The 12,122-nt window shown below is 67.2% G+C and carries 18 protein-coding genes; all 18 read left to right on the top strand.

What is annotated here, in order from left to right:
* Positions 1-12 precede the first annotated feature (12 nt).
* Entirely contained in the window at positions 13-252 is a 240-nt protein-coding gene (locus ACZ6TD_RS09875; RefSeq protein WP_471352658.1) for a helix-turn-helix domain-containing protein, read from the top strand.
* A gap of 221 nt (positions 253-473) precedes the next feature.
* Positions 474-1,184: a glycosyltransferase family 2 protein gene (locus ACZ6TD_RS09870; protein WP_471352656.1), complete on the top strand. Its 711-nt coding sequence runs from the start codon at positions 474-476 to the stop codon at positions 1,182-1,184.
* A complete protein-coding gene (locus ACZ6TD_RS09865) occupies positions 1,184-1,351 on the top strand; it encodes a hypothetical protein (protein WP_471352654.1) in 168 nt (55 codons plus the stop codon). Before ACZ6TD_RS09870 ends, ACZ6TD_RS09865 begins: the two co-directional genes overlap by 1 nt.
* Positions 1,336-2,205 carry an NAD-dependent epimerase/dehydratase family protein gene (locus ACZ6TD_RS09860; RefSeq protein WP_471352652.1) on the top strand — a complete coding sequence of 290 codons (870 nt, stop codon included), beginning with the start codon at positions 1,336-1,338 and terminating at the stop codon, positions 2,203-2,205. The genes ACZ6TD_RS09865 and ACZ6TD_RS09860 overlap by 16 nt, the downstream gene beginning before the upstream one ends.
* Before the next feature lie 21 nt (positions 2,206-2,226).
* Positions 2,227-2,793, top strand: coding sequence for a 3'-5' exoribonuclease domain-containing protein (locus ACZ6TD_RS09855; protein WP_275558505.1), 567 nt, complete (start codon positions 2,227-2,229; stop codon positions 2,791-2,793).
* Between the two features lie 18 nt (positions 2,794-2,811).
* Positions 2,812-3,144: a hypothetical protein gene (locus ACZ6TD_RS09850; protein WP_471352650.1), complete on the top strand. Its 333-nt coding sequence runs from the start codon at positions 2,812-2,814 to the stop codon at positions 3,142-3,144.
* Positions 3,141-4,127, top strand: coding sequence for a hypothetical protein (locus ACZ6TD_RS09845; RefSeq protein WP_471352648.1), 987 nt, complete (start codon positions 3,141-3,143; stop codon positions 4,125-4,127). The genes ACZ6TD_RS09850 and ACZ6TD_RS09845 overlap by 4 nt, the downstream gene beginning before the upstream one ends.
* A gap of 24 nt (positions 4,128-4,151) precedes the next feature.
* Positions 4,152-4,718: a DUF6221 family protein gene (locus ACZ6TD_RS09840; protein ID WP_471352646.1), complete on the top strand. Its 567-nt coding sequence runs from the start codon at positions 4,152-4,154 to the stop codon at positions 4,716-4,718.
* Positions 4,719-4,806: 88 nt separating this feature from the next.
* Entirely contained in the window at positions 4,807-5,070 is a 264-nt protein-coding gene (locus tag ACZ6TD_RS09835) for a DUF7352 domain-containing protein (protein ID WP_471352644.1), read from the top strand.
* A gap of 22 nt (positions 5,071-5,092) precedes the next feature.
* The gene (locus tag ACZ6TD_RS09830; protein WP_471352642.1) at positions 5,093-5,395 is read left to right on the top strand and encodes a hypothetical protein; all 303 of its coding nucleotides are present in this window, start codon (positions 5,093-5,095) and stop codon (positions 5,393-5,395) included.
* Positions 5,395-5,733: a hypothetical protein gene (locus ACZ6TD_RS09825; protein ID WP_471352640.1), complete on the top strand. Its 339-nt coding sequence runs from the start codon at positions 5,395-5,397 to the stop codon at positions 5,731-5,733. The genes ACZ6TD_RS09830 and ACZ6TD_RS09825 overlap by 1 nt, the downstream gene beginning before the upstream one ends.
* Positions 5,734-6,038: 305 nt before the next feature.
* The gene (locus ACZ6TD_RS09820; protein ID WP_471352638.1) at positions 6,039-6,269 is read left to right on the top strand and encodes a hypothetical protein; all 231 of its coding nucleotides are present in this window, start codon (positions 6,039-6,041) and stop codon (positions 6,267-6,269) included.
* Between the two features lie 5 nt (positions 6,270-6,274).
* Complete coding sequence (locus ACZ6TD_RS09815) at positions 6,275-6,499, top strand: hypothetical protein (protein WP_471352636.1); 225 nt, start codon at positions 6,275-6,277, stop codon at positions 6,497-6,499.
* A 350-nt stretch (positions 6,500-6,849) separates the two neighbouring features.
* Positions 6,850-7,602 (top strand): HNH endonuclease, encoded by a 753-nt coding sequence (locus tag ACZ6TD_RS09810; RefSeq protein ID WP_471352634.1) that lies wholly within the window; start codon positions 6,850-6,852, stop codon positions 7,600-7,602.
* 153 nt (positions 7,603-7,755) lie between these two features.
* Complete coding sequence (locus ACZ6TD_RS09805; RefSeq protein WP_471352632.1) at positions 7,756-8,115, top strand: hypothetical protein; 360 nt, start codon at positions 7,756-7,758, stop codon at positions 8,113-8,115.
* Positions 8,105-9,883: a terminase gene (locus tag ACZ6TD_RS09800; RefSeq protein WP_471352630.1), complete on the top strand. Its 1,779-nt coding sequence runs from the start codon at positions 8,105-8,107 to the stop codon at positions 9,881-9,883. Before ACZ6TD_RS09805 ends, ACZ6TD_RS09800 begins: the two co-directional genes overlap by 11 nt.
* Entirely contained in the window at positions 9,880-11,352 is a 1,473-nt protein-coding gene (locus ACZ6TD_RS09795) for a phage portal protein (protein ID WP_471352628.1), read from the top strand. Before ACZ6TD_RS09800 ends, ACZ6TD_RS09795 begins: the two co-directional genes overlap by 4 nt.
* Positions 11,333-12,085: a VG15 protein gene (locus ACZ6TD_RS09790; protein ID WP_471352626.1), complete on the top strand. Its 753-nt coding sequence runs from the start codon at positions 11,333-11,335 to the stop codon at positions 12,083-12,085. Before ACZ6TD_RS09795 ends, ACZ6TD_RS09790 begins: the two co-directional genes overlap by 20 nt.
* Positions 12,086-12,122 lie beyond the last annotated feature (37 nt).

Here is a 12,122-nt window from a genome sequence, read left to right as displayed (position 1 = left end):
CCGGAGGTGACCATGGCCTCCACACTCGCGCTCGCCACCGCCACAGACGTCGCCCACTGGACAGGCCGCCCCGTCGGAACCATCTGGCGCTGGGCATCCGAAGGCCGCATCACCGTCTACGGCCACGGCAAGAACGCCCGCTACAACCTCATGGAAATCGACCCCGCCACCCGGGACGAAGACCGCAACGTCATCGCCCCCACCCCAGCACCACCCATCACCGGCCGCGTCCGCATCGACAACGCCGCCTAACGACTCCTCGCGGGCTGGTCGAGCGCGCTGGGTGGACGCTCCCACCCGCGAGGACACACACCTGCCCTGCGGGGGCAGGAACGGGAAGCCCGCACCCCCACGCCGCTTCCCCCGTCCGCCCGGCCGCCTCGTCACGGCCGGGCGGACACACGCGCACCCGCTGCCCGGAGGATCGCGACCGGGCAGCGGGCCCAGCCGGCACCACCAAGGAGGCCCGCGCCATGGCCGACGACCTGCTCGTCATCATCCCCACCCGCGGCCGACCCCAGGCCGTGCCCGAACTCGTGCGGGCGTGGGACGACACCGGGGCCACCGCGGACCTGCTGTTTGTGGTGGACACTGATGATCCGGAGCTGGCCGCGTACAAGCAGCACGCTGCGGCGTTGAAGCCCGATCCGCGAGTGCGGTTCACGTTCGGCAAGCGGCGGAGGCTGTGCGGGACGCTCAACCAGCAGGCCATCAAAGCCGCGCCGAAGTACCGGTTCCTGGCGTTCCTCGGCGACGACCACCGACCGCGACCCGCTGACCGTCCGTGGGACGAGCGGATCCGGGAGTGCCTATCCGGCGGGCCCGGCATCGTGTACGGCAACGACCTGCTCATGGGGGAGCGGATGCCGACCGCGGTGGCCATGACGTCGGATATCGTCACGACGCTCTCCTACATGGCGCCGCCGCAGCTGGTGCATCTCTGCCTGGATCTGTGTTGGCTCGACTGGGGGAAGGGGATGCGGCGCATCACCTACCTCGACGACATGGTCATCGAGCACCTGCATCCTGCGGCGGGGAAGGCGGAGGTAGACCAGGGCTACGAGGAGGCCAACAGCTCGGAGCAGGTGTCCTCCGACTCGGCTGCCTACTACGAGTACCGGGATGGCGGCGGCCTCGAAGCCGACCTGGAGAAGCTGCGGAAGCTCGTGAAGGCGAGCGGCTGATGGACCCGCGGATTCCGGAGTACGCAGAGCGCCTCCGCAAGCTCCACAACAAGATCAGACCACTGCTCGCACGCGAAGATCAGAACGAGTTGCTGGAGTTGGCGATCGGCCTCGGCCTGGTGGCGCTCGACCAGAAGCGGGAGGAGACCCGATGCGAGTCCTCCTGAGTGGTCACCGCGGCTTCGTCGGCCGCCACCTGCACCGGGCGCTGGAGGAGCGCGGCTGGGAGGTCACCGGCATTGACCTTGCGGACGGCGGCGGCGATGCCCTCGACTTCTTTCGCACCGACAGCGTTCCCTTCGATCTGGCCTTCCACTGTGCGGCGGTCGTCGGTGGCCGGGCCAGCATCGACGGGAGCCCGCTCGGTGTCGCCACCAACCTGGCGCTCGACGCCTGGTACATGCGGTGGCTCGCCCGCACCAAGACCCCGAGGGCCGTGTACTTCTCGAGCTCGGCGGCGTATCCGGTGGCCCTCCAGCAGCCGGGCAGGGTGCGGAAGCTCCGCGAGGACGACATCGACTACGAGTGCCCGGGGCGTCCGGACGCCACCTACGGGCTGGCCAAGCTGACGGGCGAGCAGCTCTGCCAGTACGCGGCGGCCGAGGGCACACGCATGACCGTCGTCCGGCCATTCTCCGGCTATGGCGAGGATCAAGACGAGGCGTACCCGTTCCCCGCGTTCATCCAGCGGGCCAAACGCCGCGACGACCCGTTCGAGATCTGGGGCGACGGCAGCAGCACACGCGACTGGATCCACATCAGCGACCTGATCGGGGCCACCCTCGCTGCCGTCGACCAGGACGTCACCGGGCCCGTCAACCTCGGCACCGGGCGGCCCACGTCGTTCGACCAGCTCGCCCGGCTCGTCACCGAAGCAGCGGGCTACCGGCCACAGCTCAAACACCTCGCCACCGCGCCACAAGGCGTCCACCACCGCGTCAGCGACCCGAGCCGGATGCTCGACTTCTACCAGCCCCGCGTGAGCCTCGAAGAAGGCATCCAGCGGGCACTCGGCACCTGACAAGACGAGAGGCCCGCGCCAATGACAGTGATCGATTACGACCTTGAGTTCTTGGAGGACGGCCGAACCATCGACCTGATCTCCATCGGCATGGTGTGCGACGACGGCCGCGAATACTACGCGGTCAACCGGGACATGCCGGTCCGGAAGATTCGCAAGCACAAGTGGCTGATGGAGAACGTCGTCCCGCACCTGCCGCAGGGACACGGCGATCGCCGCAACCACGTACCGAAGTCCTGGCTGTTCGACTACGCCGATCCGGTCGTGAAGCGGCGGGAGCGGATCGCAGACGAGGTCCGGGACTTCATCCTCGGCACCGACCCGCATGAGTTGCCGCACATCGAACTGTGGGCGAACTACGGGGCCTACGATCACGTCGCCCTCGCGCAGCTCTGGGGGCCGATGATCGCGCTCCCCGAGGGTGTCCCGATGTACACGAACGATATCCAACAGGAACGCGCCCGCCTCGGCTTCAACTGGGACGACCTGCCCAAGCAAGAGGCTGGCGAGCACAACGCACTCGCCGACGCCCGCCACAACCAGACGATCCGGCGGTGGCTCGCCGAACACGCCAGACGGAACGGCTGATCCAACGAGGAGGTAGCCGTGACCGCTGGTGCGTGGGACCTCCAGATCGAGCAAGGCAGCACGTTCGCCGAGACCTACACGTGCACCAACGACGACGGATCAGCGGTCGACTGGACAGGCTGGACCGGTCGCGCACAGATCCGGGTACTCGCCGCCCCCGACGCCGAGCTCCTCCTCGACCTCACCCCCTACCTCACCATCACCGGCGCCGCCATCACCGTGCTGGTCCCCGCCACGATCACCACCACCCTCACCCGCTCCGGACGCTGGGACCTCGAGCTGACCGACGGCACCACCGTCATGCGACTCCTCCAAGGCCGCGCCCTCCTCGCCCCGGAGGTGACCCAATGAACATCACCGTCACCCCCAACGGCACCCAACCACCCCGCGTCATCCAAGTCACGGATGGGGCCGTTACCTCCGTCAACGGGCAGCGCGGCGACGTCACCATCACCGCCGCTAGCCTCGGCGCCCTCGACACCACCGCAGCAGCAAGCAGCGTCACGGCGGAGACCACCTTCGGGCAAGCCTCCAACGTCGGCGTCAGCACCGGATACGCCCGCGCAGACCACACCCACGGCACACCCGCCGCCCCCACCGTGCCCAACGCTGCTACCACCGTCACCGCACAGACCACGTTCGGCGCCGCTTCCAGTGCGGGCGCCGCCACCACCTACTCGCGCGGCGACCACACGCACGGAACCCCCACCCTGCCCACCGCATCCACCAGCGCGGCCGGCGTGGTGCAACTCGACGGGACCGCCGCCGACATCGCCGCCCTCGGCACCCAAGCCGCCGGCGCCACCGGCAAAGCCGCCGACGCCGGACACGTCCACCCCACCACCGGCGTCCTCCCCACCGCAGGCGGCAACCTCACCGGCGCCGTCACCTCAAACCGCTCCGCCACCAGCGACGTCGCCTACGCAGTCATCCTCGGCGGCGACACATTCGACCGATACCGCGTCCTCGGATCCGGGAACATCGAGCAAGGCTCCGGGGCAGCGGCCCGCGAAGTCACCTACGGTCGGACCGCAGCCAATCAGTGGTCGGTCACCGGTGCCGACCTGCGCGTTGCCACCGTCGGACGCGGACTCATGGTGGCGGAGGGTAGCAACGCCAAGATGGGCACGGTCGCACTGACAGCCGGAGCCGCGACAGTCTCCACCACGGCGGTCACCGCCAGCAGCCGCATCTTCCTCACCAACCAGGCCCTCGGCGGTACCGCGGGCTTCCTGCGGGTCTCCGCACGCACCGCCGGAACCTCGTTCACCATCACGTCCAGCAGCGGCACCGACACCAGCACGGTCGCCTGGATGATCGTCGAACCCGCATAGTCCATCACCCAGGAGGCCAGCGCCATGGATCTCCACGCCTGGATCACGAAGCAAGTCGAGCGCGTTGCAGCCCTCACGAAGGAGGCCACGCCCGGCCCTTGGCAGGCAGAAGCTCACCGGATCGAAGGACACGGGCGCACGGTCGTCTACCCGGAAGTCCATCCCATCGCCGAGATCGACAGCGACGGAAGCGGTGGCGTCACAAGCGAAGCCGACGCCATCCACGTCGCCCTGCACGACCCGACGACTGTCTTCCGCCGCTGCGAGGCAGACCGCCGAATCCTCGCCCGGCACACGATCGACCCCGACCAGGTGGCATTCCCGGCCGCCTGCAACGGCTGCGGCATCGACGACTGGGGCCTACCGAACATGGGCAACATCAACGACTGCCCCGAACTCCGCGACCTCGCCCACGCCCACGGCATCACCGACGAGATCCTCGCCGAACTCGACCGACCACAGGCGCCCGAGCCGGACAGTGGCCTCCCTGCCGACGCTGGCTACGAGATGCGCATCACCCACTGGCCCACCCCGCCCATCACCACCAGCGACGTACCCGCCGCGCTACGCGGACCCCGCTGGAAGCCGTAACCACACCCACAGGAGCCCGCGCCATGCTCGACTACCTCGCCCCGGCCCTCGCCCGGGCGGCAGCCATCGCAGCCGAAGGGGAACTGTCGTGACCGCTGCGATCTACCGGTACGAAGTCCCCGTCGACGACCAGTGGCATCAACTCGAACTGTGCGGCGATGTCCTCCACGTGGCTGCCCGCACGCCGTACCGTGTCGAACTCTGGGCACTACATGGCGCCGGGTCGACCATCGCCCGCACCTTCCGCGTAATCGGCACAGGACAACCCTTGCCCGACGAGTACACCACTTACCGAGGGACGGCCATAGTGCCCGGCGGGCAACTCGTATGGCACCTCCTCGAACGCCAATAACCCGCCACAGGAGGCCCGCGCCATGGCCCGCTACCGCAAGAAGCCCGTAGAGGTCGAAGCCATCCGCTGGGACGGCACCGATACCGAGGCCACCCGCATCATCGACTGGATCTTCAGCAGTGGTTCGACAGCGAACTACATCTGCTCGAACCCTGAACGCTGCTTGGAGACCCACGGCGACACCCCGCACGTCATCGCCATTCGAACGCTCGAAGGAACCATGAACGCCGATCTCGGCGACTGGATCATCAAGGGGGTCGCGAGCGAGTTCTATCCCTGCCGCGACGACATCTTCCGAGCCACCTATGAGGCGGTGACTGACTGATGGCCCGCCTGCAGATCCTCGAACTCCCCGAAGGCGCCGGAGACGACCGGCCGCCGTTCGTGCTCGTCATCGACCAGTATGAGCCGCCGCCCTACCCGGATGAGCTCGGTGACACGTCGCCCTTCGATGGGGTCGCCGAGAAGATCGGCGCCCGCGGCGTCCTCGTCTTCGAAGACACCATCGACATCCCCGCCAACCAGGTGGCCGTCGACCCCGACGGCTACCCGGTGCGCGTGCGCATCGAAGGCGACTTCGAGGAGTTCCGCGAACAGGTCCAGGAAGAGATCGCCAAGGCGCAGGCTGAGACCGCCGAAGCTCTTCGGTACGGTCTCGGATGAGCGGCGGCTGGAAGAACTCCAACCGGCGGGCGCGCCTGCCGTCAGGGTGGCGGAAGATACGTGCGCAGGTACTGGCCAGGGATCCGATCTGTGTTCTGTGCTCGGTCAGACCCTCGGCCTTCTGTGATCACATCGAAGCCATGAAGGACGATCACAGCCTGTCGGCGCTCCAAGGCGTGTGCGGGCCCTGCCATGATCGAAAAAGCAGCGCCGAAGGGAACGCAGCCCAGAAAGCTAACCCACGCCCCGGACGTCAACGGCCACCCGAACAACACCCCGGACTGCTGTAACCGAAGGCGGTGACCATGCCCGCCTACCTCGTCCAACACCAGCGCGGACAACGCGACGACATCCTCATCGACGCCCCCGACCTCAAGCTCACCTTCGAAGGCGACTGGGCCATCTTCAGCGACAGCAACGGCCCCAGCCTCGCCGTACCCGCCGAACGCGGCGCCACCATCCAACGCATCGACCCCGACCAAGCCGGGCAAGAGCAAGACGACACCACAGCCAAGGGGCCCGCGCCACAGGAGTGACCCCCATGGCCAAGCTCAGCAGCAAGAAGCGACGCAGCCTCCCCAAGACCTCGTTCGCCCTGCCCGGCAAGCGCAAGTACCCCGTGGACACGAAGAACCGGGCCCGCAACGCCCTCGCACGGGTCGCGCAGCATGGCACGCCGGCCGAGAAGAAAGCCGTCCGAGCCAAGGTCCGATCCAGGTACCCGAGCATCGGCAAGTCCGGTCGGCGCAAGAAGGGCGGGAAGTGATGGCCAACAAGGGCAGTCGACGGAACCGAGGCAACGCCGAGACGCTTCGTCGTTACTGGAGCACGGGCGGCGCAGGCGGGGCCAAGATCCGTTGGGGTACACCAGGTGACTGGAAGCGGTGCAACCGCCTACTGAGCAAGTACCTCGGAGCCCGCGCCCGCGGATACTGCCAGCTCATGCACATCCGCAACACGGGCGTCGGGACAGGGTCTCGTCTCAACCCTGGCCGCCGCATGGGCAGGCGTCGATAGCGGAACTGGCCGCATCGCGCCGGGCGTTGAACAAACAGAACCCCGGCGACTGCGGTAACAGTCCCGGGGCCATGGCCGACCTGAACAGACAGGACCGACATGACCCAGGCTACGCGAGCCTGCCCATACTGCAGCGCGCCCCTCGACAACCCCCGCCGCGTTCAATGCGGAGCACCCGACTGTAAGCGTCAGCACCGCAACGCCCGGCAGAGAGACTTCCAGCGCAAACACAAGGCCGAGCATGGGCGCTACTACAGTCGCAAGTACGACAAGCCCAGACAGAAGCAATACCCGATCACCTGCGCACGCTGCGGAGTCGAGGCAGTGGTTACGAAGAACACTGCAAAGTACTGCTCGCATCGCTGCTGGTACGACGCTAAGCATGCTGCTCATGTGCAGGTGGAGCTGTGGCAGCCCAAGCCGGCTGACCCCAGGGTTCAACCAGTGACGATCCTCAAGCCGCCGAGGCCACGCTGGTATAGCGGCAAGTGTCCACTGTGTGCTGACTGGTTCGTCACCTTCGATCCTCGAACGCAGTACTGCTCGCAGCGATGCGCACGTAGGGCCGACAAGGACAAGCGGCGAGCCATGGAGCGCGAGGCGTTCGTCGCCCACGTGGACCGCACTCAGGTATACGAGCGGGATGGTTGGACGTGCCAGCTATGCCGGAACCCGGTCGCACGGGACGAGGTAGTTCCTCACCCCAAAGCGCCGACACTGGATCATGTCGTTCCGCTCTCGAGAGGTGGAACACACGAACCTGCGAACGTGCAGCTTGCACACTACTGGTGCAACACGATCAAAGCTGACGGCGAGTGGAACGACGGCGAGCAGATGCTCTTGCTGGATTGATCCCAAGATCCATCACCAAGATCACCCTGGGGAATGATCTTCCCCCATGATCTTTTGGCCATCGGGGCCGTCTAGCCCCTCTGGATCTGCAAGCGCCTGAGCTGTATTTTTTCGGCCCCTGGCGGGCCTCCCCGAGGCCCCCGGAGGGTCGACATGTCATCGAAGATCGAACCCCCTGAGGGTCTCGGTGCCAAGGCCCTGGTGGTCTGGTCGGAGATCGCAGGGAACTATGAGCTGCGAATCGACGAGCTGCGCGTCCTCGAGGACGCTTGCCGAGAGATCGATCTGATCGAGCGACTGGAAGCGGAACTGGTCCACGCCGACCTCATGGTCACCGGCAGCATGGGCCAGCCCGTGGCGTCGCCCCTCGTTCAGGAACTGCGCCAGCACCGCGGCGTCCTGGCCCGCCTGCTGGGCTGGCTGAAGCTTCCGGACGAGGAGGAGCCGGCGAAGGGCAACACCTCGGCGTCCGCGCGGCAGGCCGCGATGGCGCGCTGGGGCCGTGGCGCGTAGGCGGTCGGTCGAGCGCCGGGACGACGGGCACGAGGACGTCATCGCCTGGTATCGGGAGCGGCTACTGGCGGTTGCTCCGCGCCCGGAACTGGAGTGGGAGCCAAAGCTGATCGGCCCGACCTGGCAGCGGAACCCGGACGGAACCTGGCTGCTGCCGGAGGCCACCCTGGGGTGGGAAGTCCTCGGTTGGTGCGGCGTCTGGCTGCAGCATTCCCGAGGTGTCCCGTGGCGCTTCACCGACGAACAAGCACGTTTCTTGCTGTGGTGGTTCGCCCTCGACGAGGCCGGTACGTTCGCGTACCGCGATGGGGTCCTGCAGAGGCTGAAGGGCTGGGGCAAGGATCCTGTGGGGGCTTGCCTGTGCGCGGTAGAGGCACTGGGGCCGTCGCGCTTCGCCGACTGGGCTTCGGACGGTTCGCCGATCGCCACTGACAGCCCGGAGGCGTGGGTCCAGACCGCAGCGGTCAGCCTGGAGCAGACGAAGAACACGATGCGGCTTTTCCCGTCGCTGTTCACTGCCGAGGCGAAGGAGCACTACCGGATCCAGGTCGGCAAGGAGACGGTGAACGCTCTCGGCGACTCGCGGTTGATCCAGGCCGTGACCTCTTCGCCTTCCACCCTGGAGGGTGCGCGGGCCACGTTCGTGCTGCTCAACGAGACGCATCACTGGGACTCGTCGAACTCGGGTCACGACATGGCCGATGTGATCGAGCGGAACGCCACGAAATCAGCTGACGGAGCGGCTCGGACGCTGCGCATCACGAACGCTTACGAGCCCGGCCAGGACTCGGTCGCGGAGCGGGACCGGGAGGCTTGGGAAGCGGTGGACGCCGGGCGGGTTTTGGATTCGGGTCTGCTGTACGACTCCATCGAGGCTCCGCCGAAGGCCCCTCTGACGGTGGAGGATGCGCCGGCTGTCATCCGGTCGATCCGGGGTGACGCCTCCTGGTTGAACGTGGACCGGCTGGTGAAGTCGATCGCCGATGTGCGTAACCCGCCGAGTCGGTCGCGACGCTTCTGGTACAACATGATCGTCGCCGCTGAGGATGCCTGGATGGCACCCTACGAATGGGACGCCTGCAAGGCCGAGGCCCTCGAAGTGCTGGATGGCGAAGAGATCGTCATGTTCTTCGACGGCTCCAAGTCCGACGACGCCACGGCCCTGGCCGGCTGCCGCATGTCCGACGGGCACGTCTTCACGCTGGGCGTCTGGCAGCGGCCGGCGAACTGGAATCTGGACGTGCCGTGGTCGGTGCCGCGTGACGAGGTCGACGGCGTCGTGGAGCGAGCGTTCAACGCGTACAAGGTGCTGGCGTTCTTCTGCGACCCCGGTTCCGGGCAGGACGAAGACGGAGAGCGTTACTGGTACTCCTACCTCGACAAGTGGGGCCAGGATCACGGGGCGAAGCTGATCCTGCACGCCGTGACCGCCGGTCCGAAGCAGCACGCCGTTCGCTGGGACATGGGCGCACCCCGCCACCAGGAGGAGTTCACGGATGCGGTGAAGCGCACGAGCGAGGACATCCTCGAACGGCGCCTCACCCACGACGGTCACAAGGTGATGCGCACGCACGTGGCGAACGCCCGCCGCCGCACGAACGCGTGGGGGATCACGATCGGCAAGGAGCATCGCGAATCCGCACGGAAGATCGACCTCGCGGTGTGCATGGTCGGTGCACGCATGCTGCGCAGGAAGCTCCTCAACAGCAAGCAGTACGGGAAACGGCCGAAGTCGCGCGGTAAGGGACGGGTGGTGGTGCTGCGGTGACCACGTCTATCCCCGACCTGCCGCTTCTGACGTTGTCGGACGACGAGCTGGCGCTGGTGCAGACGTTGCGCGGGGACATGCTGGCTGAGCGCTGGCGCTTGCAGTTGTTGGACGCGTACTTCAACGGCGAGCAGCTGGTGCGGGACCTGGGCATCAGTATCCCGCCGCAGCTCAAGGGCCTGCACACGGTCATCGGGTGGCCGCGGGTTGGTGTGGAGTCGCTGGAGGAGCGGCTGGATTTGGAGGCGTTCCGGTGGGCTGATGGCGGCGATCCGTCGGACTTGGAAGAGATCGCGACGGCTAACGACCTGTATGACGAGTCGAGTCTCGCGCATCTGGATGCGATGACCTATGGCCGCGAGTATTTGGCGGTCGGTTCGGGGGATTGCGGCACGGGCGACTGCCCGCCGCTGATCAGCGTCGAGTCGCCGCTGGACATGACGTTGATGTGGGATGCCCGTCTGCGGGTGGGTACGGCCGCTCTACGGGAATGTGCCGCCGATGACCTGATCGAGGCTGGCAGTGACGAGCGGATGCTCGTGCTGTATCTGCCGGATCAGACGGTGATGGCGGTGCCGACCCAGTCTGGCGGCTGGGAGGTCGTCGACCGGGACATGCACAACCTGGGCATTGTGCCGGTGGTCAGGTTGGCGAACCGGCAGCGCACGGCGGATCGGGTCGGGAAGAGCGAGATCACGTCGGACGTCATGTCGATCACGGATGCGGCGTGCCGTCGACTGATGGGTATCGAGGTGGCGGCCGAGTTTTTCGGGGCGCCGCAACGGTACATTTTGGGCGCTTCGGAGTCCGCGTTCCAGGACGCGGAGGGCAACGCGAAGAGCGCCTGGGAGACGTACATCGGCCGCGTCCTGGCCCTGGAGCGGGATGAGGACGGCCAGGTGCCGGACGTGGGGCAGTTCCCTGCCCACGACCCGTCGGGGCAGACACGGATCATCGATTTGTATGCGCGAGTCATGGCCTCCCAGTTTGGGCTGCCGCCGCACATGCTCGGCTACACCACCGACAACCCTGCGTCCGCGGATGCGATTCGTTCCACTGAGGCGAAGCTTGTGAAGCGGTCTGAGCGTCGGATCCGGCGTTTCGGGGCAGCTTGGCAGCAGGCGATGCGTCTGGCCCTGTGGGTGCGGGACGGCGTACCGCCGGACAAGGCGCGGCGTATCGAGACGGTGTGGCGGAACCCGGCGACACCGACGGTGGCTGCGCAGGCGGACGCGACGGTGAAGCTGGTGCAGGCGGGCATTTTGCCTGCCGAGTCGGATGTGACGCTGGAGATGGCGGGTCTTACGGAGAGCCAGCGGCAGCGGGTTGCCGCGGATCGCCGGCGTGCCGCGGGCGGTTCGGTGCTGGAGCGGCTTGCGCGACTCGGTGCCGGCTCGGATGCTCAGCCGAGCCCCGAGCCCGGTCATTTGCCGGTGGACGTGGTGGCCGATGGCGACGCTGGTTTCTGATGGCGGGGGTGCGGATCGGCAGCGCCGTGCGCAACGCGGTGTGACGCGGCTGCTGGTCCGCGATTTGCGGAAGCTGCGGCGGCTCATCCTGCCGTCGCGGATGCAGGCGACCGTTCCGGACTGGATCGAGGCCGTTCGTACTCTGGTCGGCGAGTACGGGAACGCCTCGGCGAGCCTCGCGGCCGACTACTACGATGCGCAGCGCGTGGCGGCCCGGGTGACCGGGACGTTCACGGTGCCGCTGCTGGATCCCCCGCCGGATGAGCAGGTGGACAACAGTCTGCGGTGGGCGACGAAGGATCTATGGCCGCGGGATCCTGAGGATCCAGCGACGACAGAGGCCCAGAAGGCTCCACTCGAGACGCGTCTGGAACAGGCCGAGAAGAAGGCCGAGCAGGTCGCACAGAAGTTGGTGGCCGACCAGGGGCGCGGCACGGTGCACAACGCCGTCCAGCGGGATCGCCAGGCCGTGGGATGGGCTCGGTCGGCAGCGCTGGGCGCCTGTGCCTTCTGCCGAATGCTGGCTATCCGAGGGATGGTCTACAAGCGGGAAACGGTGGGCTTCCGGGCCCACGATGGCTGCCACTGCATGGCCATTCCGGTGTTCAAGGGGCAGCGGTTCGAGCTGTCCGACAAGGCTAAGGAGTGGGAGCGGCTGTACCGGGAGTATGCCGCTCCGTACTCCGGTGATCAGCTTCGCCGTTTTCGGCGGGCGATCGAAGAGCACGGCTGACCGCCAGGCTCGCTGATTGATTCCTGGCTGCCCTGGT

The organism is Streptomyces yongxingensis, assembly GCF_055597465.1.
The sequence above is the reverse complement of the archived record's forward strand: the minus strand, read 5'-3'. Positions and strand labels throughout refer to the sequence as shown.